Raw genomic sequence first — 26,240 nt, 5'->3', positions numbered from 1 at the left:
GATGGCGAGCAGCGCGTCGCGGCGCGGGTCCAGGCCCGTGGTCTCGACATCGCAGACCACCCAGCGGCGGGGCGGCGGCGGCAACGTGGCCAGGCCCGGTACGATCATTGACAGCGCCCTCGCCCACACCGAATCCGTTTGCCGATGGGGTGCTCGGGGCTTGTCGCTCATGGCCGCGAACGCCGGATTCAGCCGGGATAGTCGACCGCCAGCCGCTGCTGCAGCTTGCGCGCCTGCCGGAAGGCTTCCTTGAGGATTCGCCGCTCGAGCTCGGACAGGCTGGCCGGGTCGAGGTGGTTGGGCTGAGCAGCACCGGCCTGCCGAGCCTGCGCCTGGACCCTGAGCCGAAGCCCCTGCAGGAACTGGAAGGCATCGACCCAGGCGCCCACCTCACCTGCCTCGAGCAGGCCCAGGCCCTGCAGCGCCTGCAGGCGCTCTGCGGTGCCGGTGGCGGCCACCCCATGCGCCAGGGACAGCACCCTGGCGGCATCGACGAAGGGCACGGTGCCCTGCATCTTCAGGTCGATGCGAGGATCCCCCTGCGCGCGCCAGGCGTCGAGCAGACCTGCGGTCCAGCCCGCGGGCGGCCGGTTCGCCAGGGCGTTGTCGGCCATCTGCTTGAGAAAGCGGGGATTGGCGCGCGCCATGGTGCGAACCGTCTCACCCAGGCGCGCCCCGAGCGCGCGGGCGCCGGCCATCGGGCGCAGATCGAAGAAGATCGCGGCATGCAGCAGCGCGGGCGGATCACCCCGTTCGATCCAGCGCTCGAAGCACTGCACCCACTGCGACTCGGTGAGGCACCAGGTCGGATTGCCGGCCATGATCTCGCCCCGGCACAGCGGGAAGCCGCAGTCGGCCAGGGCACGGTTGACGGCCTGCGCGAACGCAAGCAGTGCCGGCAGGGGCGTCGGGCAGTGGGCACCGACGATGAGCGCGTTGTCCTGATCGGAGGCCACGGTCTGCTCCTCGCGCCCTTCGCTGCCCAGGGCGAGCCAGCAGATCGTGTCCAGACTCACCCCATGCTCGCCGGCGATCAGGCTGATCAGCCGGGCGCCAAGCTGGTCATTGAGCCGGCTGACCAGCCGCGTGACGAAGGCAGGCGTGATGCCCTGCGCCACGAGGGCCAGGCTCCAGTCGCGGATGTCCTGCGCGGCCTGCCGCAGCGGCCCCAACTCGCCCGCATGCCGGATCGCATCGCCGATCTGGCGCAGGCCACGACGCTGCAGCACGAACAGATCGCGCTCGCTGACGATGCCCACCAGAGCCCCCCCGCGCAGCACCGGCAGGTGGCGGATGGTCTGCTCGGCCATCACCAGCATGGCGTTCGCCACGCTGTCCTGATGATCGATGCAGCGCACCGGCGCCGACATGACCGCCGACACCGGCGCATCCAGGGCCAGGCCCGGCAAGGCCACGCGGGCGATCACATCGTGGCGGGTGAAGATGCCGCAGACCGTCGCCGGCTCCGCCCCGACAGCCTGATGGCCGAGCACCAGGACCGAGCCCGCACGCCGCGCTTCCATCTGCCTGAAGACCTCGCGCAGCGGGGTGTCAGGGGCACAGCTGAGCACGGGCGCGCGCATCACACGGCTCACCGGTTCACTCATGGCGCGCCACTGCACGACCTGGGCATCCTGGCTGGCCTGCAGATCCTGCCGGGCGAGATCGAGCAACGCAGCCAGCCGCCGTCGACAGAAATCGAGAAACACCGGACTGCGTCTGGCGATCGCGTCGAAATGCGCCCGGGTCAGGCGCCAGCAGAAGACATCGCCAACCGCCTGGTAGCGATGGGTCACCGGTCGCCGCGCAAGCAGCGCGCCCACCGGAAAGATCTCCCCGGCGGTGAGCTGCAACAGCGGCTCGTCCTGGCCTGCGACGCCATGGTCGCGCCAGGCCGCCACCTGGCCGCGATGGACGATCCAGGCGGCGTCGGGTTCGCCCTGTGCCGCGGACACGATCACCTCGCCGTCGGCGAAATAGGCCAGCTCGAGCTGCTTCGCGACCCAATCCCGGTCTTCGGATGCCATCTGGGCGAACGGCGCATGCTCGCCCAGGAACCGGCCGACAGAGGCCATCAGGCTGGCGGACGCGGCTGACGAGGGCATGCAACGATCCTAACGCAGACGGGGGCCGCGAATCCCGCGGCCTGGCAGGGTTCAATTGCCCGGCGCCGAGCAAAACCGATAGCATCCGCCGGCACCTGCCCGGGGCGTCAACGCCCGGAGCAGCCCCCCGCCAAAGTCCCACCGAGACACCCAGGAGAAACACGATGAATCGCTCCCTGCTCACGATTGCGATCCTTTCCGCGCTGGCATCTGCGCCGGCAGCCGCCCAGACCGTGGTCAAGATCGGCCATGTCGCGCCACTGACCGGTGCGATCGCCCACCTGGGCAAGGACAACGAGAATGGCGCCAAGCTCGCGATCGAGGAGCTCAACGCGAAGAAGATCAAGATCGGTGGCAAGGAGGTGAGCTTCGAGCTGCTCTCCGAGGACGATGCGGCCGATCCCAAGCAGGGCACCGCGGCCGCCCAGAAGCTGGTCGACGCCAAGGTCGCCGGCGTGATCGGTCACCTGAACTCGGGCACGACCATCCCGGCATCCCGGCTCTACAAGGACGCCGGCATCCCGCAGATCTCGCCCTCGGCAACCAACCCCAAGTACACCCAGCAGGGCTTCGCGACCGCCTTCCGGGTGGTGGCGCACGACGGCCAGCTCGGCGGCACCCTGGGCCGCTTCGCGGTGAAGGAGACCAAGGCGACCTCGATCGCGATCATCGATGACCGCACCGCCTACGGCCAGGGCGTGGCCGACGAGTTCGAAAAGGCCGTCAAGGCCGCCGGCGGCAAGATCGTGGGCCGCGAGTACACCAACGACAAGGCCACCGACTTCAACGCCGTGCTGACCAAGCTCAAGGGCGCCAAGCCCGATCTGGTCTTCTTCGGCGGGATGGACGCCGTGGCCGGCCCGATGCTGCGCCAGATGAAGCAGCTCGGCCTGAACGCCAAGTTCATGGGTGGCGACGGCATCTGCACCGGTGAACTCGCCAAGCTCGCGGGCGACGCCATGGGCGACGGTCAGGTGGTCTGCGCCGAAGCCGGTGGCGTGACGGCCGACAAGGCCAAGGCCATGGACGACTTCAAGGCGAAGTTCAAGACCAAGTTCAACGCCGATGTGCAGATCTATGCCCCGTATGTGTACGACGCCACGATGGTCATGGTGGCGGCCATGCAGAAGGCCAATTCCACCGACCCCAAGAAGTACCTGCCGGAACTCGCCAAGATCAGCCACGACGGCGTGACCGGCAAGATCAGCTTCGACCCGAAGGGCGACATCAAGAACGGCGCGCTCACCCTGTACACCTACAAGGCGGGCAAGCGCGAGCAGATGCGCGTGGTGCAGTAATCAGGGCGTTCGGCGTGCGCGGCCTGTGCGGCTCGCGCGCGTCGGGGCGGCCTGCCGGCCGCCCCGTGCAGGCTCAATCCGCCAGGCCGAGCGGGGGAAGCGACGCCGCCAGCTGCTTCCAGGTGGCAATCACCGTGTCGGGATTGAGCGAGATCGAGTCGATCCCCTGCTGCATCAGCCACTCCGCGAAATCAGGGTGATCCGACGGGCCCTGCCCGCAGATGCCCACATACTTGCCGGCCTTGTTGCAGGCCGCGATCGCGCGTTCGAGCAGCGCGAGCACCGCGGGGTCGCGTTCATCGAAGCCCTCGGCCACCAGACCGGAATCGCGGTCAAGGCCCAGCGTCAGCTGGGTGAGGTCGTTCGAGCCGATGGAAAAGCCATCGAAGTGGGCGAGGAAATCGTCAGCCAGGATGGCATTGGACGGCAGCTCGCACATCATGATCACGCGCAGCCCGTTCTCTCCCCGGCGCAGGCCGTTGCGGGCCAGCAGTTCGATCACGCCAGCCGCCTCGCGCACGGTGCGCACGAAGGGCACCATGAGTTCGACATTGGTGAGGCCCATCTCGTCGCGAACCCGCTTGAGCGCGCGGCACTCCATCTCGAAGCACTCACGGAAGTCGGGTGAGACATAGCGTGACGCGCCGCGAAAGCCGAGCATCGGGTTTTCTTCCTCGGGCTCGTAGCGCGTGCCGCCGATGAGCTTGCGGTATTCGTTCGACTTGAAGTCGGACAGCCGCACGATCACCGGCCGGGGGTAGAAGGCCGCAGCGATGGTGGCCACCCCCTCGGTGAGCCGGTCGATGAAGAAGGCACGCGGCGTGCTGTGGCCGCGTGCCACACCTTCGACCGCCTTGCGCAGTTCGGGATCGACATTGGGATAGTCGAGGATGGCCTTGGGGTGGATGCCGATGTGGTTGTTGATGATGAACTCGAGGCGGGCAAGCCCGACCCCGGCATTGGGCAGCTGACAGAACTCGAACGCGAGCTGCGGATTGCCGACATTCATCATGATCTTGACCGGCAGCGCGGGCATGTCGCCGGTCTCGACCTCGGTGACCTCGGTTTCGAGCAGGCCCTCGTAGATGAAGCCGGTGTCACCCTGCGCGCAGGACACGGTCACCAGCGCGCCATCGCGAAGATGGTCGGTGGCGTCGCCGCAACCGACCACCGCCGGGATGCCGAGCTCGCGGGCAATGATCGCCGCGTGACAGGTGCGGCCGCCCCGGTTGGTGACGATCGCCGAGGCGCGCTTCATCACCGGCTCCCAGTTGGGATCGGTCATGTCGGTCACCAGGACATCGCCCGGCTGCACCCGCTCCATCTCGGCAGCGTCGTTGATCACCCGCACCGGCCCGGCGCCCACCTTCTGGCCGATGGCACGGCCGGAGGCAAGCACCTCGGAGGAGCCCTTCAGGCGGAAGCGAACCTGGCGCAGCGCCGAGCCCTGTGACTTCACGGTCTCGGGCCGGGCCTGCAGGATGTAGATGCGGCCATCGATCCCGTCGCGTCCCCACTCGATGTCCATGGGGCGCCCATAGTGGCGCTCGATCTCGACGGCATAGCGGGCGAGCTCGATCACCTCGCTGTCCTCCAGCGAATAGCGGTAGCGCATCTGCTCGGTGGTTTCCACGGTGCGCACCGTGCGGCCCACCGACGACTCCGGGCCGTCGGCGGCCGCCGCCGGGTCGGCGAACTCCATGCGCAGCAGCTTGCTGCCGAGTTGCCGGCGCACGATCGGGTACTTGCCCGCAGCGAGGATCGGCTTGTGGACATAGAACTCGTCGGGGTTGACCGCGCCCTGCACCACCGTCTCGCCCAGCCCGTAGGAACTGGTGATCAGCACCGCGTCGCGAAAGCCCGATTCGGTATCCATGGTGAACATCACCCCGGAGGCGCCAAGATCGCTGCGCACCATGCGCTGCACACCGGCCGACAGGGCCACCTCCCCATGGCTGAAGCCCTTGTGCACCCGGTAGGAGATCGCCCGGTCGTTGTAGAGCGAGGCGAACACATGCCGGACCCGCTCGAGCACCGAGTCGATGCCGGTGATGTTCAGGTAGGTCTCCTGCTGGCCGGCGAACGAGGCGTCGGGCAGGTCTTCGGCGGTGGCCGAGGAGCGCACCGCCACCGACACCGGACCGCCGGACTCGGCCTCGAGGCGGGCATAGTGCTCGCGGATGCCGGCCTCGAGTCGGGCCGGCAGCGGGCTCTCGATCACCCAGGCACGGATCTCGGCGCCGCAGGCGGCGAGCGCCTTGACATCCTCGGTGTTCAATCCCTCGAGTCGGGCCGCGATGCGCTCGGTGAGGCGGTTGTGGGTGAGGAAGTCGCGAAAGGCCTCCGCGGTGGTGGCAAAGCCGCCCGGTACGCGCACGCCCGAGGCGGACAACTGGCTGATCAGTTCACCCAGCGAGGCATTCTTGCCGCCGACCGATTTGACATCGGTCATGCGCAAGTCCTCGAGAGCGACGACGAATCGCCCATCGAAACGGTTCATGGAAAAGTCCTGGCATGTTGGAAAGCGGGGGCCATGGACACGGCGGCGCGGCACCCTGCCGCACCTACCGGCCAAGCGCTGTAGTCGGGCCCCGGCGACTGATCGGCGCTGATGCCTGATCGGCCGGGCTGGGGCGCGACTGCAACACTCGGAACGCCAGCCCCGGAATCTTACTGCGGCGCAGCGCCGGGGGCACGAAAATGACCGGTCTCCTTCCTGATCCGGCTCGCCCGCCGGCCAACACCATGCCTGACCAGCCCCCCGCGGACCGATCGGTCTTCTACGTCTCCGACGGCACCGGCATCACCGCCGAGACCTTCGGGCACTCCCTGCTCAGCCAGTTCGAAGGCATCCGCCTGCGGGAGATCCGCCTGCCCTTCACCGATTCCACCGCGAAGGCGCGCGAGGCGGTCAACCGCATTCGCCAGCAGGGCGAGATCGACGGCGTTCGGCCGATCGTGTTCAGCACCCTGGTCAATCCCGAGATCAGTCGCGAACTGCGCGACATGCCGGCGATGTGCATCGACCTGTTCGCCAACTTCGTGGAGCCGCTGGAAAACGAATTCGGGGTGCGCTCCACCCATCGGATCGGCCGCTCGCACACCGCCACCGACTCGGGGCAGTACCAGCGGCGCATCGAGGCGATCAACTTCTCGCTCGCCCACGATGACGGGCAGTCGAACACCGGCCTGGAGAAGGCCGATGTGATCCTGGTGGGTGTGTCGCGCTGCGGCAAAACGCCCACCAGCCTGTACCTGGCCATGCAGCACGGCATCAAGGCGGCGAACTATCCGCTGATTCCCGAGGACTTCGATCGCGGCCGGCTGCCGGAGGTGCTCTACCGGCACCGCAGCAAACTGTTCGGCCTGTCGATCGCACCAGATCGCCTGGCGGAGGTGCGCTTCGAGCGCCGCCCCAACAGCCGCTACGCCTCCATCGAGAACTGCCGCGCCGAGGTGGGTGCAGCCGAGGCGATGATGCGCCGGGAAGGCATCCGCTGGCTGTCGAGCACCACCAAGTCGATCGAGGAGATCGCCGCCACCGTGCTGCAGGAGCTCGAACTGCGCTGAGCGCGCGCGGCTCAGGCCGCCGGCGTCGGGCCCACGGGCTGCCGCTGGCGGCGCTGCTCGAACAGGCATACCGCCACCGCGGCGGCCACATTGAGCGATTCCACCGCCGGCTCCTGAGGGATGCCGATCCAGCTCAGCGCGGGCGCGTCACGCTCGAGGTCGATTCCCTGCCCCTCCTGTCCGAACACCCACAGGGCGGGCGGGCGCAGATCAGCCTGCCAGACACTCAGCGCAGCCCGCGGCGCCGTGGCGCGCACCGGCAGGCAAAGGCGGGCGAGCACCTCGGGCCAGGACACCGATTCATGGATGGTGAGCCCGAAGTGCGCGCCCATGCCGGCACGCAGCACCTTGGGTGACCAGCACCAGACCGTGCCCGGCGCGGTGAGCACCCGGCCCACGCCGGCAGCCGCGCAGCTGCGCAGGATGGTGCCGACATTGCCGGGATCCTGCAGGCCGTCGAGATAGACGCCGTCGGCGTCCAGTCGCTCCGGCAGCGCGGTACGAGGCGTGTCGATCAGGAACGCCACGCCGATGCCCTTCTCGACCTGGCTGAGCAGCGCGAACAGCGGCGCGGTGATCTCCACCGGCGCCGTGCCTGCGGGCAGGCCCTCGATGGGCGCGGTGGCTTCGCGTGCAGCGGCCTGCGGGGCGCCCACCGGGGCCCGGGCGAGTGCCCCGAGCAGGGCCATCACCTCGGGATGCATCCGGGCGTCAGGCGTGACCAGCGCAAGCCGCGGACGACCGACCCGCGCCAGATAGGCGGCGCAAAGATGCACGCCCTCGATGAAGCTCACCCCGAGCTGGCGCCGCTCCCGCGAGGACTCGACGATGCGCACCAGCTGGCGCAGCAGTGGATTGTCGCGCGAGCTCAGGCGGCGGGTCATGGCCGGGCCACTCCGTGATCCGCCCCGGCCAGCGCGGCGCGTACCGGCGCGAAACTGCGCCGGTGGTGCTCGCAGGGACCGAACTGCGCCAGCGCGCGCAGGTGCGCGGCCGAGCCGTAGCCCTTGTGGCGATCGAAACCGTACTCGGGGTGGCGATCGTGGAGCGTCTGCATGAGCCGGTCTCGCTCGGTCTTGGCCAGGATGGAAGCAGCCGAGATCGCCGGTTCGAGGGCATCCCCGCCCACGATCAGACGCAGCTCGCAGGCCAGACGCGGAGCCCGGTTGCCGTCGATCAGTGCGAGGGTGGGCGCCATCGGCAGCGCCTGCACCGCGCGCTGCATCGCCAGCAGCGTGGCGCCCAGGATGTTCAGGGCATCGATCTCGGCCACCGAGGCGCTGGCCACCGCCCAGCCCAGCGCCTGCTCGCGGATCTGCGCGGCAAGCACCTCGCGCCTCGCGGCCGAGAGCTGCTTGGAGTCGCGCAACCCGGTGATGGGCCGCGCCGGATGCAGCATGACCGCGGCGGCGAACACCGGCCCGGCCAGTGGGCCGCGGCCGGCCTCGTCGACCCCGCAGACCCGGGACGGATCGGGCGCGAAGAGCCCGGGCTGCTCCGGTGATGCAGACACGGCATTGCCCATGTCAGCGCCTGGCCATCAACTCGCCCAGCACCGCGGCGCAGCGCGAGGCGCAATCCTGCCGCAGGCTGTGGTGCAGCGCCTCGAAACGGCTGGCGATGCGCTCGCGTCCGGCCGGGTCGTCGAGCTGGGCGAGCAGTGCGGCCCCCATCGCCGGTGCGGTGGCCGCCGACTGGATGAACTCGGGCACCACCCAGTCCTGGCACAGGATGTTGGGCAGTCCGATCCAGGGCAGGTAGCCCATGCGGCGCATGATCAGGTAGCTCAGGGTGGGCATGCGATAGGCGATCACCATCGGCCGTCGGAAGAGCGCGGTCTCGAGCGTGGCCGTGCCGCTGGCCACCAGCGCGGTGTCGCAGGCCGCCAGCGCCTCGTGCGAGCGGCCCTCGGTCAGCAGCACCGAAGCGCCACCGCCCGCTCGCGCCGCCAGCATCGCGCGCAGGGTGCGATAGCGATGCTCCCCCGCCGCCGGCAGGACGAATCGCAACTCGGGCCGCTGGCGCGCGAGCCAGTCGGCAGTGTCGAGAAAGACCGCCGCCATGCTGCGCAGTTCGGCGGCCCGACTGCCCGGGAGCAAGGCCACCACCGTGGCCGAATCCGGCAGTCCGAGATCGCGCCGGGCCGAGGCCCGGGTGTGCGTCCCAGGAATCGCATCGGCCAGCGGATGCCCGACATAGGTGGCCGGGATGCCGGCTGCGGCATAGATGTCGGGCTCGAAGGGGAAGACCAGCAGCATGTGGTCGACCGCCTCGCGGATGCGGCTCAGGCGCTCGCGCCGCCAGGCCCACACCGAGGGGCCGATGAAGTGCGCCGTGGGAATGCCGGCCGCGCGCAGGCCGCGCTCGAGGTCGAGATTGAAGTCGGGCGCGTCCACCCCCAGGAACAGGCCGGGACGCCAGGCCAGCACCCGTTCGCGCAGATCGCGGCGCAGCCGAAGCAATCGGGGATATTCGCGCAGCACCTCCACATAGCCACGCACCGACAGCGCCTCGATCGACCACCAGGCCTCGAAACCCTCGGCCAGCATGGCCGGGCCACCGATGCCGGCCGCCTGCAGGGGCGCGCCGCTGACATCAGCGCGCAAGCCGCGCAGCACGCTGCTGGCGAGCAGGTCGCCAGAAGCCTCCGCGGCCACCACCGCCAGTTGCCGCGCGCCCGGGCCCATGCCGGTCAGCGGACGATGCCGCGGGTGACCTGGTCGAGGAAGGCCGCGAGCAGGGCGAGATCGCCCGCGGCCGAGCCGTCAGGGTCGATGCGCGCAACGGCCTCGCCAGACAGGGCTGCGCGGGCCTCGGCCAGGGTGAGGCCCTCCTTGTAGACGAGCTTGTAGGCGCGCCGGATGGCATGGATGCGCTCCGGCGAGAACCCGCGACGCCGGAGGCCTTCGGCGTTGATGCCATGGGCCGAGGCGGTGTTGCCGGAGACCATCACGAAGGGCGGCACATCATGCAGCACCACCGAGCCGACGGCGGTCATGGCGTGCGCACCGATCTTGCAGAACTGATGCACCCCGGAGGCGCCGCCAAGAATCACCCAGTCACCGATGTGCACATGCCCGCCGAGGTTGGTGCTGTTGGCGAAGATGGTGTGGCTGCCCACCATGCAGTCATGCGCGATGTGCACATAGGCCATGATCCAGTTGTCATCGCCAATGCGCGTGACGCCGCCATCCTGCACGGTGCCGCGGTTGACGGTGACCGATTCGCGGAAGGTGTTGCCATCGCCGATTTCCAGACGGGTGGGCTCACCGCGGTACTTCTTGTCCTGGGGATCGGCGCCCAGCGAGGCGAACGGGAACACCCGGTTGTTGCGGCCCAGGCTGGTGTGGCCATCGATCACCACATGAGGCCCGATGACGCTGCCTGCGCCGATGCGCACCTCGGGGCCGATCACCGAGAACGGGCCCACGGTGACATCGGCATCGAGTTCGGCCCCGGCAGCCACCAGGGCGCTGGGGTGGATACGGCTCATTGCGGACTCTCCGCCGGCGGGTCGATCTGTCGCAGGGTGCACATCAGCTCGGCCTGCGCAGCCACCTGGCCATCGACCGTGGCCTTGCCGGCGTACTTCCAGATCGAGCGCGCAACCCGCACGATCTCCACCTCGAGCCGGAGCTGATCGCCCGGCACGACCGGACGCTTGAAGCGGGCACTGTCGATGCCCACGAAGTAATAGACAGACTGGTCGTCGGAGACGCGTCCCATGGTCTGGAAGGACAGGATGCCGGCGGCCTGCGCAAGCGCCTCGATCTGCAGCACGCCGGGCATCACCGGCATGTGCGGGAAATGTCCGACGAAGAACGGCTCGTTGATCGTGACGTTCTTGATGGCGACGATCCGCTTGCCCTTCTCGAGCTCGAGCACCCGGTCGATCAGCAGAAAGGGGTAGCGGTGCGGCAGGTGCTCGAGGATGGCCCGGATATCGAGCTGAGTCATGGTCAATCCCTGGATTCGGTGGCCGAAGGGCCCTGGGGTGAAGGCCCGTCGGGCCGGGTGTCGGGCGCGCTGGCGCCTGCCGAGAGTTCGCGAAGCCGCTGGCGCATCGCGGGCAACTGCTTGAGCGTGGCGGCCGCCCGCTCCCACTGCGCGTTGGGCATGAGCGGGAACACACCGGTGTGCAGGCCGGGCTCGGTCACCGAGCGGGTGACCAGGCTCATGGCCGAGATGACCGCGCCGTCGCACACGCTGAGGTGGCCGAGGATGCCTGCCCCGCCGCCGATCATGCAGCGCCGGCCGATCACTGCGCTGCCGGCGATACCGACACAGCCGGCAATGGCGGTGTGTTCGCCGATGCGCACGTTGTGGCCCACCTGGATCAGGTTGTCGAGCTTGCAGCCGTCACCGATCAGGGTGTCGTCGAGCGCGCCCCGATCGATGGCGCAGTTGGCACCGATCTCCACGGCATTGCCGATGACCACCCGGCCGAGCTGGGCGATCTTGGCCCAGCCCTGCGCTCCGGGCGCAAAACCGAAGCCGTCGGCGCCGATCACGGTTCCGGCGTGGATGATGCAGTCGGCACCGATCTGGCAGTCGTGGTAGACCGTGACGCGGTGGTGCAGCACCGTGCGTGCGCCGATACGCGCGCCCGCGCCAATGAAGGCCTGGGCACCGATCAGGGCGCCCTCGCCCACCTCGGCCTGGGCCTCGATGACGGCCCCCGGGCCGATGCTGGCCAGAGGATGCACGCGGGCCTGGGGATGGATCACCGCCCCCGGATGCCTGAGACCGGCCACGGGCGCAGCCTGCTGACGGGCCTGCAGCCAACGCGAGGCGGCCGCATAGGCCGCGTAGGGGTCGGGAACCACCAGCCGCCCGGCTGCGGCGGGAAGCGCCTCGGTCAGTGCCGCCGACACGATGAAAAGCCCGGCCCGGCACCGTGCAGCCTGGCTGCGCAGCCGGGAGGACGCCAGGAAGCTGAGATCGTCGGGCCCCGCGCTTTCGAGGGAGGCCAGCCGAAGCAGCCGGCGATCCGGTGCCGCGCCGATCAGTTCGCCGCCGAGTTGGGCTTGCAGTTCAGCGGCGGTGAAACCCGACGATGCCTCAGGCCCCATGGATGGGCCTCACTTGGCGGTGGACAGCGCCCGCAGGACCTTGTCGGTGACATCGATGCGGGGATTCCAGTACACCGCATCCTGGACGATCAGATCGAACTTCTCCTGCTCGGCGATCTGGCGAATGATGCGATTGGCCCGATCGATGAGCTGCTGCACTTCCTCGTTCTGGCGCTGGTTGAGGTCCTCGCGGAACTCGCGCTGCTTGCGCTGGAAGTCTTTCTCGAGTTCGGCGAATTCACGCTGCCGACGGGTGCGTTCGGACTCGCTGATGACCGCGGCATCGCGCTCGAGCCGCTCGCTCAGCGACTTGAGCCGTGCGGCCAGATCCTGCAGCTCCTTGTCGCGCTTGCCGAACTCGGCCTCGATCTTGCGCTGGGCTGCCTTGGCCGGCTCGGCATCGCGCAGGATGCGCTGGGTGTTCACGAACCCCAGACGAAATTCCTGCGCGGCCACCGGCTGGGCTGTCATCGACAGGCCAAGCACCAGCAGACCGGTGCGGCAGACCGACTTCAGGAAGGGGCTCTGGAAGGGGAATCGCATGGCCGCGGATTGTCGCACAGTTAACTCCTCAGAAACCCGAGCCGATCTGGAACTGCATCCGCTGCAGGCGGTCACCCTCCTGTCGGCGCAGGGGGAAACCGAAGCCGATCTTCATCGGTCCGATCGGGCTTGCCCAGTTGAGACCGATGCCGGTGGACGCGCGCATGGTGCTCAGATCGATCTGGCCGGCCGAGAACACATTGCCCACGTCCAGGAACACGAAGGACCGGAAGCTGCGGTCATTGCCCGTGCCGGGCAGCGGAAAGATGAACTCGGCGCTGCCCACCAGGCGGGTCTGTCCGCCCAGCGGCACATTGTCGACCGGATCACGCGGACCGAGCGATGACTGGGAGAAGCCGCGCACGCTGCCGATGCCGCCGGCGTAGAAGTTCTTGAAGAGCGGATAGATGTTGCCGCCCATCGCGCGACCGATGCCGACATCGGCGTTCAGGGCCAGCGTGTAGTCCTTGGTGATCGGCAGGAAGGTCTGATGGTTGTAGGTGGTGCGGTAGTAGCGCAGATCGGCCGCGGGCAGCGTGATCTCGAGATTGGCGGTATTGAGATGGCCGCGGGTGGGCGCGAAGGCACTGTCACGGGAGTCACGCCGCCAGCCGAGGTTGGCCAGCAGCGCGTTGCTGCTCTCGCCAAATGCCGCCACATAATCCTTGAAACGCTGAGGCGGGTTGTCGCCGAGTTCCAGGGTGTTGTTCTCGAAGACCAGCCCGACCGAGACCCGATCGACCTCGGTGTAGGGCACCCCGAAGCGGATGCCGGCCCCGCTGCTGCGCCAGCGATAGTCACCCAGGTTCAGCGCCGAGGCATTGAAGGTGCGGCTGTAGAGATCAAAGCTGCGGCTGATGCCGTCCTGCGTGAAGTACGGATCGGTGAAGGACAGGTTCACGGTCCGGTTGATGCGGCTGGTATTGACATCAAAACCCAGCGACTGACCGGAGCCGAGGAAGTTCTGCTGGTTGATGGACGCCGACAGGATGAGCTTTTCGGCGGTGGAAATGCCCACGCCGAAGTTGATGGCGCCGGTTGCCTGCTCGCGAACCACCACATTCAGATCGATCTGATCGGGTGCCTCGGGCACCGGCGAATTGTCGATGCGCACATCGACGAAATAGCCCAGCCGACCGATCCGCTCGCGCGACAGCCGGATCTTCTCGGCGTCGTACCAGGCATCCTCGAACTGGCGCAACTCGCGGCGGATGACCTCATCCCGGGTACGCGCGTTGCCCGAGATGTTGATGCGCCGCACGTACACCCGGCGACCGGGATCGACCAGCACATCAAAGGCGACCTCGCGCTTGTCGCGGTCGATCTGCGGCACCGCGTTCACATTGGCAAACGCGTAGCCCAGCGCCCCCAGGCGCTCGCTGATCAGCCGGTTGGACTCGGCCAGCTTGCGGCCCGAGAACACATCGCCCGGCTTGAGCTGCACCAGACGCGCGAGCTCGTCTTTACGGCCCAGAAGCTGGCCGCCGAGGTTGATGCCGCTGACCTTGAACAGCCCGCCCTCGGTGATGCCGAGCACGATGTGCACGGCCTCCTTGTCGGGCGTGATCGAGACCTGGGTGGAATCGAGGGAGAACTCCAGGTAGCCGCGGTCGAGGTAGAACGAGCGCAGGGTCTCGAGATCACCGGCGAGTTTCTCGCGGGCGTAGCGGTCGGTCTTGGTGTACCAGGTGAGCCAGTTGGGGATGGTCAGCTTGAACTGGTCGAGCAGGACCGCCTCGGAAAAGGCCTTGTTGCCCACGACGGCAATGCTGCGGATGCCGGCAGTGTCACCCTCCTCGACCGCCAGCGTGATGCCCACCCGGTTGCGCTCGAGCGGCGTGACCGTGCTGGTGACCTGGACCGCGTACTTGCCACGCGACAGGTACTGGCGCTTGAGCTCCTGCTCGCCACGCTCGAGCAGGCTGCGGTCGAACACACGGCTTTCGGCCAGGCCGATGTCACGAAGGGCGCGGCGAATGGTGTCCTTGTCGAACTCCTTGGTGCCGGTGATGTCGATGGTGGCCACGGCCGGGCGCTCCTCGAGCACCACCACCAGCACATCGCGGTCGACCTCCAGCCGGACATCCTTGAAGAAGCCGGTGGCGTAGAGCGCCCGGGTGGCCGAGATGGCCTTGTCGGGCGTGAGGGTGTCACCGACCTTGACCGGCAGGTACCCGAAGACGGTGCCGGCCTCGGTTCGCTGCGCCCCCTCGATGCGGATGTCGCGGACGACGAAGGGCTGGAATGCGAAGGCCGACTGGGCCAGAAGCCACACGGCGACCGCCGCGCACGCCTGGAAAAGGCGCCTCGCGGCAGCGCCGCGCCAGTAGCGCGGAAATCGCATCAGGATCCGATCAGGCGGCTGAGATCGTTGAACAGGGCCACCGCCATCATGAGCCCGATGACGGCCAGGCCTGCTTTCTGGGTGAGTTCAAGGGAGCGCTCGGACAGCGGGCGACCCCGGATGGCCTCGACGCCGTAATATACCAAATGCCCTCCGTCGAGCACCGGGACCGGCAGCAGGTTGAGCACCCCGAGGCTGATCGAGATGAGCGCCAGGAAACCGAGGTAGGCATACCAGCCCACGCGCGAGCTCTGCCCGGCATAGTCGGCAATGGCCACGGGGCCGCTGAGGTTGCGCCAGCTGAGCTCGCCCACGAGCATCTTGCCGAGCATGCGCAGCGAGAACACCGACATGTCCCAGGTGCGCACCACCGCGCGCTGCAGCGATTCCAGCGGGCCGTAACGGACATCGACCATCGCCACCCGCGCACCGATGCCCGCGCCGATCCGGCCGATGGTCTGACCCTGCTCGCCGGGCCGATCGGAGGTGGCCGCATCAGGCGTGACCTCGATGCGCAGCGTCAGGCCTTCGCGTTCGATGTCGAGGCCGACCGGGCGTCCGGGGTTGGCACGGATGAGATCGATGAGCTGTGAGGGCCGGGTGATGGGCACGCCGGCCGCGAGCGTGACCTCATCGCCCGCGCGCAAGCCGGCGCGCTCTGCCGCCGACCCGCCCGAGACGCTGGCGATCCGGACGCGGCCACCGCCGAGCTCCAGGCCCAGCGTGCGCAGGAAGTCGCGCTCGAGCTCACCCGGCGGCAGACCATCGGTGGCCAGGCTGAGGGTGACCTGCTCGGCGCCACGCGCCACCCCGATGGCCACCGGCCGACGCTCGATCAGGCCATCGATGAAGTGCAGGCGGACCTCGTTCCAGGAGCGCACATCGCGACCGTCGATGGAAACCAGCCGATCGCCGCCGGTGAAGCCGGCCTGCGCCGCCGCGGTGGCCGCCGGCGGCGAGGCCACCACGGCCGCCGGCTCGTCGACACCGATCAGGTTGATCACGCCATACAGGCCGATGGCGAGGATGAAATTCGCCAGCGGCCCGCTCACCACGATGAAGGCACGGCGCCCCAGCGACTGCCGGGTGAAGGCGCGCGGCAGATCGGCGGCGGGGATCGCGTCGCTGCCCTGCTCGCGCTCATCGAGCATCTTGACGTAGCCACCGAGCGGGATGGCCGAAAGGGTCCACTCGGTGCGGTCGGGCCCGACCCGCCAGGTGAAGAGCGAGGGGCCGAAGCCGACCGAGAAGCGCAGCACCTTGACGCCGCACCAGCGTGCCGCGAGGTAGTGACCGAGCTCATGGACGAACACCAGCAGGGTGAGCGCGACCAGAAAGGCCAACAGGGTCTGGAACATGATCAGTCCTGCAATGGGTAGGCGAAGGAAGCCGGCAAGCCAGTGCCTCAGGCCGCCCGGGCCAGCACGTCGGCCGCCGCATGACGCCGGGCCTGGGCGTCGATCTCGACCGCCGCCTCGATGGAGACCGGCGAGGCGGCACTGCCCAGGGATTGAAGGGTGGATTCGACCACATCGGCGATCCGAGTGAAACCGATGCGACGATCGAGGAAGGCGGCGACCGCGATCTCGTTGGCGGCATTGAGCACGCAGGAAGCACCGGAGCCGGCTTCGAGGGCCTCGCGGGCCAGCCGCAGGCAGGGGAAGCGCGTGGTGTCGGGGGCTTCGAAGTCGAGGCGGGCCAGCTGGGCGAGGTCGAGCGAGGCCACGCCGCTGTCCACGCGCTCGGGGTAGGCAAGCGCATGGGCGATCGGGGTGCGCATGTCGGGGTTGCCGAGCTGGGCGAGCATGGAGCCGTCGTGGTATTCGACCAGGGAGTGGATGACGCTTTGCGGGTGCACCACCACATCGAGACACGACGAGGGCAGCCCGAACAGGCAGTGCGCCTCGATGACCTCGAGGCCCTTGTTCATCATGGTCGCGGAGTCGACCGAGATCTTTCGGCCCATGCTCCAGTTGGGATGCGCCACGGCGTCTTCCGGCGTGACCGCATGCATCTCGGCCAGACTGCGCCGGCGGAACGGGCCACCCGAGGCGGTGAGCAGGATGCGCCGAACGCCGCTGCCCGCGGGTGCGGCATCGCCGGACTGCACGCCGGGCGGCATGCACTGGAAGACCGCGTTGTGCTCGCTGTCGATGGGCAGGACCCGGGCACCGCTGGCACGGCACACGCCCATGAAAAGATCGCCTGCCATCACCAGCGATTCCTTGTTGGCGAGCAGGATGCGCTTGCCGGCGCGCGCGGCAGCCAGCGTGGGAGCGAGACCGGCGGCGCCCACGATGGCGGCCATCACCGCGTCGACGGCCGGCGCACTGGCCACGGCCGCCAGGGCCTCGGGCCCGTGGCCGATCTCGATGCCCTCACCGGCCAGGAGCAGGCTCAGCCGGCGGGCGTCGGCGGCACTGCCGACCACCGCCCAGGCGGGTCGATGCCGACGGCACAGCGCGGCGAGCTCCTCGACCCGGGTGTGGGCGGTGAGCGCGTGCGCCCGATAGCGATCGGGGTGCCGCGCGATGACATCGAGCGTGCTGGCGCCGATGGAGCCGGTGGCTCCGAGAATGGTGATCGCCTGGACGGGCATTGCGGCCTCTCTGGTGTCAGCGCAGCAGTTCGTAGATGAGCAGCACCACCGGCATGGTGGGGATCAGGGCATCGATGCGGTCGAGCACGCCGCCGTGGCCGGGCAACAGGCGGCTGCTGTCCTTGACCCCGGCCTGACGCTTGAGCAGTGACTCGTGAAGGTCACCGACGATGGACAGGGCGACGATGCCCGCCAGCACCAGCGCCGCCCCCGGGATGCCGATGCCCCGCACCAGCACCGCCGGCAGCGGCTGCGACTCGCGCAGCCAGGCCGGATCGCCGAACAGGCCCAGCGCCAGGCCGATGACGATCACCGCGACCAGGGCGCCAGCGACCCCTTCCCAGGTCTTGCCCGGGCTGATCGCCGGCGCGAGCTTGCGCCGCCCGAAGGCACGACCGCTGAAGTAGGCGGCGATATCGGCGACCCAGACCACCGCCATGCCCGAGAGCAGCGCCACCGCGCCGATCTGGCGCAGCTCGAACAGCGCCAGCCAGCAGCCGAAAAGCAGCAGGCCGATCAGCACCTGACCGGCGCCCTGCGCGTCGTGGCGGCGCAGGTGCAGGGGCCCGGCCACCAGCCAGAACACGGTGAGCACCGCCATGAGCGCCACGAGCAGGCCTGAGGGCCAGGGATGATCCTGACGCCAGACCAGCGCCGACACGCCGGCCAGCGCGAGCAGCGCGGCCAGGGGCCAGCCGCGCGACGGCAGCCAGGCTGCGGCCTGGGCCCGGGGCGAGCCGCCCTGCCCGGCGGGCAGCAGACTCACCCATTCGGCCGCGGCCAGCGACAGGAAGGCGAGCGACACCGCTCCCCAGACCCAGACCGGGGCGAGAAAGATCGAGGGCAGGAGCACCGCCAGCAGCGCCACAGCCGTGATGACGCGCTGGCCGAGCATGGCGCTCAGCGTCCCCGCCGCAGGTTGAGGCGACGGCGCCCGCGACTCATCGACCGGCTCCGAGCTGGGCGCTGGTGCGGCCGAAGCGCCGCTCGCGCTGGCGATAGGAGGCGAAGGCCGCATCGATGGCGGCGCCATCGAAGTCCGGCCAGTAGGTCTCGGTGAAGTAGAGCTCGGTGTAGGCCAGTTGCCAGAGCAGGAAGTTGCTGATGCGCTGCTCGCCACCGGTGCGGATGAACAGGTCGGGCTCCGGCAGGCCGGCCATGGCCAGATAGGGCTCGAAGGCCGGCTCCGTGATGGCGGCAGGATCGGCGGCGAGCTCGGGGTGCGCAAGCAGCATGCGCCGCATGGCCTGCAGGATGTCCCAGCGCCCCCCGTAGTTGGCCGCCACCGTGAGCACCATGCGCTCGTTGGCCGGTGCCCGGGCGGTGGACTCGAGGATCAGGTCACGCAGCCGCGGCTCGAAGGCCTGGATGTCACCCACCACCCGAAGCCGGATGCCGCGCGCGGCCAGTTCGGTGATCTCGCGTTGCAGGGTGCGGATGAACAGCCGCATGAGCAGGGCCACCTCGTCGGGTGGCCGGCGCCAGTTCTCGGAGCTGAACGCGAACAGCGTCAGGTGCCCGACACCGCGCTGGTGACAGGCCTCGACCACCCGCCGTACCGCCTCCACGCCCCGCACATGACCGGCGAAGCGCGGCAGCATGCGCGACGTGGCCCAGCGGCCGTTGCCGTCCATGATGATGGCCACATGCCGGGGCACCGCGCCGACCTCGGGGACGGCAGTGGTGGAGCTGGTGAAGTCGGCCATGATGGATGCGGCTTGCCGGGATGGCGGACGATCAGATCGTCATGATCTCCTGTTCCTTGGTCGCGAGCAGCTTGTCGACCTCGGCGACGAACCGGTCGGTGAGCTTCTGCACATCGTCCTGCGCGCGCCGCTCCTCATCCTCGGAGATGGTCTTGTCCTTGAGCAGCTTTTTCAGCTGCTCGTTGGCCTCCCGGCGCAGGTTGCGCACCGCCACTCGGGCATGCTCGCCCTCGCCCTTGACCACCTTGGTGAGCTCGCGCCGGCGCTCCTCGGACAGCGGCGGCATCGGGATGCGGATGAGCTCACCCATGGACACGGGATTGAGCCCGAGGCCGGCATCGCGAATGGCCTTCTCGATCGGGCCGGCCATTTTCTTTTCCCAGGGGGAGACCCCGATGGTCCGGGCGTCGACCAGGGTGACATTGGCCACCTGGTTGATGGGCACCGGGCTGCCGTAGTAGTCGACCTGGACATGATCGAGGATGCCGGCATGGGCGCGCCCGGTGCGGATGCGCGCGAGGCTGGTCTTCAGCGACTCGATCGACTTCTGCATCTTCTGATCGGCGGACTTGCGGACTTCGGCAATGCTCATGTTGGCTCCGGAGAAACAGAGGAAGGGCTCAGACGTGCACCAGCGTGCCCTCGTCCTCGCCGCGCAAGACACGGGCGAGCGCACCCTCCTTCAGGATGGAGAAGACCTTGATCGGCAGGCGCTGATCCCGGCAAAGCGCAAAGGCGGTGGCGTCCATCACCTTGAGGTTGCGGCCGATGGCGTCGTCGAAGCTGATGCGGTGGTAGCGCACTGCGGCGGGGTCACGGGCCGGATCGGCGGTGTACACACCGTCGACCTTGGTGGCCTTGAGCACGATCTCGGCGCCCATCTCGGCACCGCGCAGCGCCGCAGCCGTGTCGGTGGTGAAGAAGGGATTGCCGGTGCCCGCCGCGAAGATGACCACCTTGCCCTCCTCGAGATAGCGCAGCGCCTTGGGCCGGATGTAGGGCTCGACCACCTGCTCGATCTTCAGTGCCGACTGCACGCGAGCCACCACGCCAACCTGCCGCAGGGCATCCTGCAGCGCCAGCGAATTCATGACCGTGGCCAGCATGCCCATGTAGTCGGCCGTGGCGCGATCCATGCCGGAGGCGCCCGGCGCCACGCCACGGAAGATGTTCCCGCCGCCGATGACCACCGCGAGTTCGATGCCGAGGGCAACCACACCGGCGATCTCGGCGACCATGCGGTCGATGGTCTGGCGGTTGATCCCGTAGGCGTCATCGCCCATCAGGGCCTCGCCCGAGAGCTTGAGCAGCACCCGGCGGTAGGCCGGGCTGCCGGCGACGCCCGGGTGTTCAGGGCTGCGGTTGATCGGCACGGTGTTCACCCATCGTCCTCCGGTGAGATGGCCACCCGCCGGGCAGGCGGCGGATGGCGCTGTTGGACTCCGGACCGATTATCGCGGAAATCAGCGACCCGCCGCAGCCGCTGCGGCCGCCTGGGCGGCCACTTCCGCGGCAAAGTCGTTCGATTTCTTCTCGATGCCCTCACCGACGATGAACAGGGCGAAGTCACGCACCTGGGCACCGCGCTGCTTGAGCAGCTGCTCGACGGTCAGCTTGTCGTCCTTGACGAAGGGCTGGCCCAGCAGGGTGTTCTCCTTGAGGAACTTCTGCACCGAGCCTTCGATCATCTTGGCAATGATCTCGGGCGGCTTGCCCGGGCGGCCCTCGGCGGCGGCCTTCTGCTGCTCCTCGGCCGCCTTGAGCTCGGCGATCGATCGCTCGCGGGCGATGTCAGCCTCGGCCACGCCGTCGCGGGACACTGCCTTGGGCTTGCTGGCGGCGATGTGCATGGACAGATCGCGGGCCAGGGTCTCGTCGCCACCGGCGAGCTCGAGCAGCACGCCGATCTTGGCGCCGCCGTGGACATAGCTGGCCAGGCGGGCATCGGTGGCAAAGCGGCGGAAGCGCCGGATGCTCAGGTTCTCGCCGATCTTGCCCACCAGCGCGGTACGCACCGCCTCGACGGTCTGGCCGTTGCAGGGCAGCGCCGAGAGCGCCGCCACGTCGGCCGGGTTGTGTTCGGCCACCAGTTGCGACAGGGTGGCGGCAAGCGCGAGAAAGTCGTCGTTCTTGGCGACGAAGTCGGTCTCGCAGTTGAGTTCGACGATCGCGCCGCTGCGGCCATCGGCCGACAGGTGCACGCCGACCACGCCTTCCGCGGTCACGCGGGTGGCCGCCTTGGATGCCTTGTTGCCGAGTTTGACCCGCAGGATCTCCTCGGCCCGGGCCATGTCGCCACCGGCCTCGGTGAGCGCCTTCTTGCACTCCATCATGGGCGCGTCGGTCTTCTCGCGCAGTTCCTTGACCATGCTCGCGGTGATTTCCGCCATTTCAGATCTCCGGTTTGAAAGGTGACGGGACGCCGCGCAGGCGCCCCCGACACTGACTGAGGCCCCCTGGCGGGGCGGTGTCATGGCGCCGGCCGAAAGCCGCGCGCCGCCCTGCGGGCGGCCGGTGCGTGCCGTGCGGCACACCCCGGCCCGCGGGCTTACTCGCTGGCGGCCACCTCGACGAACTCCTCGGTGCTCTCGCCCTGCACGATCTCCTGGATCGCGGCATTGCGGCCCTCGAGCACGGCATCAGCCGCGCCACGGGCGTAGAGGCGAATGGCCTTGCCGGAGTCGTCATTGCCGGGGATGACGTAGTCGATGCCCTCGGGGGTGTGGTTGGTGTCGACCACCGCGATCACCGGGATGCCGAGCTTGTTGGCCTCGGTGATGGCGATCTTGTGGTAACCGACGTCGATCACGAAGAGCGCATCGGGCAGGCTCACCATGTCCTTGATGCCGCCCAGGCTCTGGTTGAGCTTGGTGAGTTCGCGCTGGAAGGTCAGGCCTTCCTTCTTGGACATGCGCTCGAGACCGCCCTCGGCCATGATCGCTTCCATGTCCTTGAGACGCTTGATCGAGCCCTTGACCGTCTTGAAATTGGTGAGCATGCCACCGAGCCAGCGCTGGTCGACATAAGGCATGCCGGCACGGGCGGCTTCCTCGGCCATGATCTCGCGCGCCTGGCGCTTGGTGCCCACGAAGAGGATGCTGCCGCGATTGGCCGACAGCTTGCGCAGGTACTTCATGGCGTCCTGGTACATGACCAGGGTCTTTTCCAGATTGACGATGTGGATCTTGTTGCGATGACCGAAAATGAACGGGGCCATCTTGGGATTCCAGAACCGCGTCTGGTGGCCGAAATGAACGCCGGCCTCGAGCATTTCCCGCATGGTGACGGACATGGTTTGACTCCTGTCAGGGTTTTGACTGACGCGGTGCCCTGGCCGTCCGGCCGTGCCCCCACCACCCGAAGGCAGTGCAAGGACCCTGGAGAGCGCCGCGCGCGATTGATGCCACCCGAACCGGCCACACCATGAGCGCATGGCGGCGCGAGCTAACCTATAATCATAGCATGGCAATCACCCTGAAGACACCCGACGACATCGCCGCGATGCGGATCGCCGGCCGCCTGGCGGCCGAGGTCCTCGACTACATCGCCCCGTTCGTCAAGCCCGGCATCACCACCGGCGACATCGACGCCCTGTGCCACCGCTACATGGTGGAGGTGCAGAACACCATCCCGGCGCCGCTCAACTACGCACCACCGGGCTACTCGCCTTACCCCAAGTCGATCTGCACCTCGGTGAACCACCAGGTGTGCCACGGCATTCCGGGCGAGAAGGTGCTGCGCAACGGCGACATCGTGAACATCGACATCACGGTGATCAAGGACGGCTTCCACGGCGACACCAGCCGGATGTTCGTGGTGGGTGAGCCCTCCATCGCGGCGCGCCGCCTGTGCGACATCACCCATGAATGCCTGTGGATCGGCATCGGCCAGGTCCGCCCCGGCGCCACGCTCGGTGACATCGGCCACGCCATCCAGCGCCATGCCGAGGCTGCCGGCTACTCCATCGTGCGCGAGTTCTGCGGCCACGGCATCGGCCGGCGCTTCCACGAGGAGCCGCAGATCCTGCACTACGGCCGCCCGGGCACCGGCGAGCGGCTGCAGGCCGGCATGATCTTCACCATCGAGCCCATGGTCAACGCCGGCCGGCGCGAGATCCGCGAGATGGCCGATGGCTGGACCATCGTCACCAAGGACCACAGCCTCTCGGCCCAGTGGGAGCACACCGTGCTGGTCACCGAGACCGGGTACGAGGTGCTGACCGTGTCGGCGGGCATGCCCGCGCGCCCGCCGGTGCCCGAGCCCGTCGGGTCCACGCCGGCCTGAGCGGCCGCGCTGCGTGGCCGTGTCGATCCCCGACGACCCCACCCGGCCGGGTCCGGCTGCGCAAGGCGACGGCGGCCTGGCCGCCGGTCTGACGCAAGCCGCCATCGCCGCCATCCGGCAGGCCTGTCGCGAACGGCGCGAGCAGGCGATCGAGGCCTTCCGCCAGGATCGTCGCCCTTCCCGCCTGCTCACGCGGCTGACGGCGGCCACCGACCAGTGCGTGCGCGAGCTCTGGCTGGCGGCGGCCATGCCGCGCGGTGCAGTGCTCGCGGCGGTGGGCGGTTACGGCCGCGGTGAGCTCTACCCGCACTCGGATGTCGACCTGCTGGTGCTCACCCCTGCCACGCCCGAGCCGGGTGCCGATGCGGCCACCGAGGCCTTCGTGGGTGCCTGCTGGGATGCCGGTCTGGCCATCGGCCACAGCGTGCGCAGCGCCGAGGAGTGCCTGAGCGAGGCAGCGGCCGACATCACCGTGCAGACCAGCCTGCTCGAGGCCCGCTGGCTCGCTGGCGATGCCGAGCGCCTGCAGGCTCTCCTGGCGCGCCTGGATCGGGCCCGCGATCCGGCCGCCTTCTTCACGGCCAAGCGCCTGGAGATGCGTCAGCGTCATGTGAAATACGAGGACACCCCCTACAGCCTGGAGCCCAACACCAAGGAAAGCCCGGGCGGCCTGCGCGACCTGCATGTGGTGCTCTGGACGGCCAAGGCCGCGGGGCTCGGGCGCCACTGGCGGGAGCTGGCCAGCCGGGGCCTGGCCACCGCCGAGGAAGCCCGCGCCCTGGCCCGCAACGAACGCATGCTGCAGGCCACCCGCGCCTGCCTGCACATCGTCTCGGGTCGCCGCGAAGACCGGCTGGTGTTTGACCTGCAGGCCCAGGTGGCGGCGGCGCTGGGCATGGGCGATGAGAATCCTCGGGCGGCCTCCGAGGAGCTCATGCAGCGCTATTTCTGGGCGGCCAAGACCGTCACCCAGATGAGCGCCATCCTGCTGCAGAACCTGGAGGCGGCGCTGCACCCCCAGCCCGATGCCCAGCCCGAGCCGATCGATCACGAGTTCCGCAACCAGCTCGGCCTGCTCGACATCATCGACCCGCAACTCTTCGAGCGTGATCCGGCGGCCATCCTGCGGGCATTCCTGGTGCTGGCCAGCCACGCCGAGCTCAGCGGCATCAGCGCGCCCACGCTGCGGGCGATCTGGCATGCGCGTACCCGGATCGACGCGGCCTTCCGCCGCGATCCGGCCAACCGGGCGCTGTTCCTGAAGCTGCTGCAGCAACCGCGTGGCGTCACGCGTGTGCTGCGGCGAATGAACCAGTGGTCGGTGCTTGGCCGTTACCTGCCGGAGTTCCGCCGCATCGTCGGCCGCATGCAGCACGACCTGTTCCATGTGTACACGGTCGACCAGCACATCCTGATGGTGGTGCGCAACCTGCGCCGCTTCACGATGGCCGAGCATGTGCACGAGTACCCGTTCTGCAGCCAGCTGATGGCCGGCTTCCCGGCGCCGTGGCGGCTGTACATCGCGGCGCTCTACCACGACATCGCCAAGGGTCGCGGCGGCGACCACTCCGAACTCGGCCAGGTGGACGCCGCCCGCTTCTGCCGCGCGCACGGCCTGAGCGAGGACGACACCAGCCTGGTGGTGTTCCTGGTGGAGCACCACCTCACCATGTCATCGGTGGCCCAGAAGCAGGATCTCAGCGACCCCGACGTGGTGCTCGCCTTCGCGCAGCTGGTGGGCAACCAGGAGCGTCTCACCGCGCTCTACCTGCTCACGGTAGCCGACATCCGCGGCACCAGCCCTAAAGTCTGGAATGCCTGGAAGGGCAAGCTGCTGCAGGACCTGTACCAGGCCACCCGTCGCGTGCTGGCCGGCGAGGCACCGCAGGCCGATTCCGCGCTCGATTCGCTGCGCGAGGAAGCGCATCGCATCCTGAACCTCTACGCGGTGCCCGAGGAACGCTACGCCCGATTCTGGTCGCAACTGGATGCGCCCTACTTCATGCGCACCGACGCGGCCGATGTCGCCTGGCACACCCGCGTGCTGCACCCCCACACCGACACCACCGTGCCGGTCGTGCGCACCCGGCTGGCGCCGATCGGCGAGGGCTTCCAGGTGGTGGTCTACCAGCCGGACCGGCCCGAGATCTTCGCGCGCATCTGCGGCTTCTTCGACAGCCGCAACCTCTCGGTGCTCGATGCCCGGGTGCACACCACGCGCCATGGCTATGCGCTCGACAGCTTCCTGGTGGTCGATCCCGGCTCGGGCATTCACTACCGCGACATCCTGCCGCTGATCGAGGCCGAACTGGTCGAGCGCATGAGTGCCGATGCACCGCTGCCGCCGCCGGTGCGCGGGCGCATCTCCCGGCGCTCGCGCTACTTCCCGATCCAGCCCACGGTGGACCTTCGGCCCGACGAGCGCGGCCAGCACTATCTGCTCGCCGTCACCGCCAATGACCGCACCGGGCTGCTCTACGGCATTGCCCGCGTGCTGGCCCGCCACGGCGTGAACCTGCGCACCGCGCGGGTCAGCACCCTGGGGGAACGGGTGGAGGACATGTTCCTGGTGGACGGGCCTTCGCTCGCCAAGGCTCGTGAACAGATCGCGCTCGAGACCGACCTGCTGGCTGCGCTGCAGGCCTGAGACGAGAGAGCCGCTTGCGTCGGTCAGCCCTGCTGCGCCGCCTGCCGCACGAACTCGCCCAGGATGCGGTGC

General features: G+C 68.8%; 22 protein-coding genes. 4 read left to right on the top strand and 18 right to left on the bottom strand.

Annotation, left to right across the window (positions count from 1 at the left end):
- Window positions 1–188 precede the first annotated feature (188 nt).
- Complete coding sequence (locus AC2H6A_RS06400; RefSeq protein WP_484272314.1) at window positions 189–2,105, bottom strand: putative nucleotidyltransferase substrate binding domain-containing protein; 1,917 nt, start codon at window positions 2,103–2,105, stop codon at window positions 189–191.
- A gap of 164 nt (window positions 2,106–2,269) precedes the next feature.
- On the opposite strand from AC2H6A_RS06400, the gene AC2H6A_RS06395 reads away from it, so the two are divergent.
- Window positions 2,270–3,403: a branched-chain amino acid ABC transporter substrate-binding protein gene (locus tag AC2H6A_RS06395; protein WP_484272313.1), complete on the top strand. Its 1,134-nt coding sequence runs from the start codon at window positions 2,270–2,272 to the stop codon at window positions 3,401–3,403.
- 73 nt (window positions 3,404–3,476) lie between these two features.
- Here the strand turns inward: AC2H6A_RS06395 and ppsA are convergent, their stop codons facing one another.
- On the bottom strand, window positions 3,477–5,903 hold the full coding sequence (gene ppsA, locus AC2H6A_RS06390) for a phosphoenolpyruvate synthase (RefSeq protein WP_484272312.1): 2,427 nt from the start codon (window positions 5,901–5,903) through the stop codon (window positions 3,477–3,479).
- Window positions 5,904–6,148: 245 nt separating this feature from the next.
- On the opposite strand from ppsA, the gene ppsR reads away from it, so the two are divergent.
- Window positions 6,149–6,973, top strand: a complete 825-nt coding sequence (gene ppsR / locus AC2H6A_RS06385; protein WP_484272311.1) for a posphoenolpyruvate synthetase regulatory kinase/phosphorylase PpsR — start codon at window positions 6,149–6,151, stop codon at window positions 6,971–6,973.
- A gap of 11 nt (window positions 6,974–6,984) precedes the next feature.
- Here ppsR and AC2H6A_RS06380 read toward each other — a convergent pair whose 3' ends face one another.
- From AC2H6A_RS06380 to rpsB, 16 genes are all read right to left on the bottom strand, one after another.
- Entirely contained in the window at window positions 6,985–7,857 is an 873-nt protein-coding gene (locus tag AC2H6A_RS06380; protein ID WP_484272310.1) for a TrmH family RNA methyltransferase, read from the bottom strand.
- The gene (rnhB, locus tag AC2H6A_RS06375; RefSeq protein WP_484272309.1) at window positions 7,854–8,498 is read right to left on the bottom strand and encodes a ribonuclease HII; all 645 of its coding nucleotides are present in this window, start codon (window positions 8,496–8,498) and stop codon (window positions 7,854–7,856) included. The genes AC2H6A_RS06380 and rnhB overlap by 4 nt, the downstream gene beginning before the upstream one ends.
- Before the next feature lies 1 nt (window position 8,499).
- The gene (lpxB, locus tag AC2H6A_RS06370) at window positions 8,500–9,660 is read right to left on the bottom strand and encodes a lipid-A-disaccharide synthase (protein WP_484272308.1); all 1,161 of its coding nucleotides are present in this window, start codon (window positions 9,658–9,660) and stop codon (window positions 8,500–8,502) included.
- A 5-nt stretch (window positions 9,661–9,665) separates the two neighbouring features.
- Window positions 9,666–10,466 carry an acyl-ACP--UDP-N-acetylglucosamine O-acyltransferase gene (gene lpxA, locus AC2H6A_RS06365; protein WP_484272307.1) on the bottom strand — a complete coding sequence of 267 codons (801 nt, stop codon included), beginning with the start codon at window positions 10,464–10,466 and terminating at the stop codon, window positions 9,666–9,668.
- Window positions 10,463–10,930: a 3-hydroxyacyl-ACP dehydratase FabZ gene (gene fabZ, locus AC2H6A_RS06360; protein ID WP_484272306.1), complete on the bottom strand. Its 468-nt coding sequence runs from the start codon at window positions 10,928–10,930 to the stop codon at window positions 10,463–10,465. The genes lpxA and fabZ overlap by 4 nt, the downstream gene beginning before the upstream one ends.
- Window positions 10,931–10,932: 2 nt before the next feature.
- The gene (gene lpxD, locus AC2H6A_RS06355) at window positions 10,933–12,045 is read right to left on the bottom strand and encodes a UDP-3-O-(3-hydroxymyristoyl)glucosamine N-acyltransferase (protein WP_484272305.1); all 1,113 of its coding nucleotides are present in this window, start codon (window positions 12,043–12,045) and stop codon (window positions 10,933–10,935) included.
- Window positions 12,046–12,054: 9 nt separating this feature from the next.
- Complete coding sequence (locus AC2H6A_RS06350) at window positions 12,055–12,516, bottom strand: OmpH/Skp family outer membrane protein (RefSeq protein WP_484272317.1); 462 nt, start codon at window positions 12,514–12,516, stop codon at window positions 12,055–12,057.
- 100 nt (window positions 12,517–12,616) lie between these two features.
- Window positions 12,617–14,932, bottom strand: coding sequence for an outer membrane protein assembly factor BamA (gene bamA, locus AC2H6A_RS06345; RefSeq protein ID WP_484272304.1), 2,316 nt, complete (start codon window positions 14,930–14,932; stop codon window positions 12,617–12,619).
- On the bottom strand, window positions 14,932–16,290 hold the full coding sequence (rseP, locus tag AC2H6A_RS06340) for an RIP metalloprotease RseP (protein WP_484272303.1): 1,359 nt from the start codon (window positions 16,288–16,290) through the stop codon (window positions 14,932–14,934). Before rseP ends, bamA begins: the two co-directional genes overlap by 1 nt.
- A 47-nt stretch (window positions 16,291–16,337) precedes the next feature.
- A complete protein-coding gene (gene ispC, locus AC2H6A_RS06335) occupies window positions 16,338–17,531 on the bottom strand; it encodes a 1-deoxy-D-xylulose-5-phosphate reductoisomerase (RefSeq protein WP_484272302.1) in 1,194 nt (397 codons plus the stop codon).
- Between the two features lie 16 nt (window positions 17,532–17,547).
- On the bottom strand, window positions 17,548–18,426 hold the full coding sequence (locus tag AC2H6A_RS06330; protein WP_484272301.1) for a phosphatidate cytidylyltransferase: 879 nt from the start codon (window positions 18,424–18,426) through the stop codon (window positions 17,548–17,550).
- Between the two features lie 46 nt (window positions 18,427–18,472).
- Window positions 18,473–19,237 carry a polyprenyl diphosphate synthase gene (gene uppS, locus AC2H6A_RS06325; protein WP_484272300.1) on the bottom strand — a complete coding sequence of 255 codons (765 nt, stop codon included), beginning with the start codon at window positions 19,235–19,237 and terminating at the stop codon, window positions 18,473–18,475.
- Between the two features lie 31 nt (window positions 19,238–19,268).
- Window positions 19,269–19,829, bottom strand: a complete 561-nt coding sequence (frr, locus tag AC2H6A_RS06320; RefSeq protein ID WP_484272299.1) for a ribosome recycling factor — start codon at window positions 19,827–19,829, stop codon at window positions 19,269–19,271.
- Window positions 19,830–19,857: 28 nt separating this feature from the next.
- The gene (pyrH, locus tag AC2H6A_RS06315) at window positions 19,858–20,610 is read right to left on the bottom strand and encodes a UMP kinase (RefSeq protein ID WP_484272316.1); all 753 of its coding nucleotides are present in this window, start codon (window positions 20,608–20,610) and stop codon (window positions 19,858–19,860) included.
- 90 nt (window positions 20,611–20,700) lie between these two features.
- On the bottom strand, window positions 20,701–21,627 hold the full coding sequence (gene tsf, locus AC2H6A_RS06310) for a translation elongation factor Ts (protein ID WP_484272298.1): 927 nt from the start codon (window positions 21,625–21,627) through the stop codon (window positions 20,701–20,703).
- A gap of 158 nt (window positions 21,628–21,785) precedes the next feature.
- A complete protein-coding gene (gene rpsB, locus AC2H6A_RS06305) occupies window positions 21,786–22,529 on the bottom strand; it encodes a 30S ribosomal protein S2 (protein ID WP_484272297.1) in 744 nt (247 codons plus the stop codon).
- A gap of 131 nt (window positions 22,530–22,660) precedes the next feature.
- Between rpsB and map the strand changes: the two genes are divergently transcribed.
- Together map and AC2H6A_RS06295 are read left to right on the top strand one after the other, a co-directional pair.
- The gene (gene map / locus AC2H6A_RS06300) at window positions 22,661–23,521 is read left to right on the top strand and encodes a type I methionyl aminopeptidase (protein ID WP_484272296.1); all 861 of its coding nucleotides are present in this window, start codon (window positions 22,661–22,663) and stop codon (window positions 23,519–23,521) included.
- An 88-nt stretch (window positions 23,522–23,609) separates the two neighbouring features.
- On the top strand, window positions 23,610–26,168 hold the full coding sequence (locus AC2H6A_RS06295) for a [protein-PII] uridylyltransferase (protein WP_484272315.1): 2,559 nt from the start codon (window positions 23,610–23,612) through the stop codon (window positions 26,166–26,168).
- Window positions 26,169–26,240: the final 72 nt, after the last annotated feature.

The sequence above is a fragment of the Quisquiliibacterium sp. genome (assembly GCF_982640115.1).
This window is presented reverse-complemented; position numbering and strand designations above follow the sequence as displayed.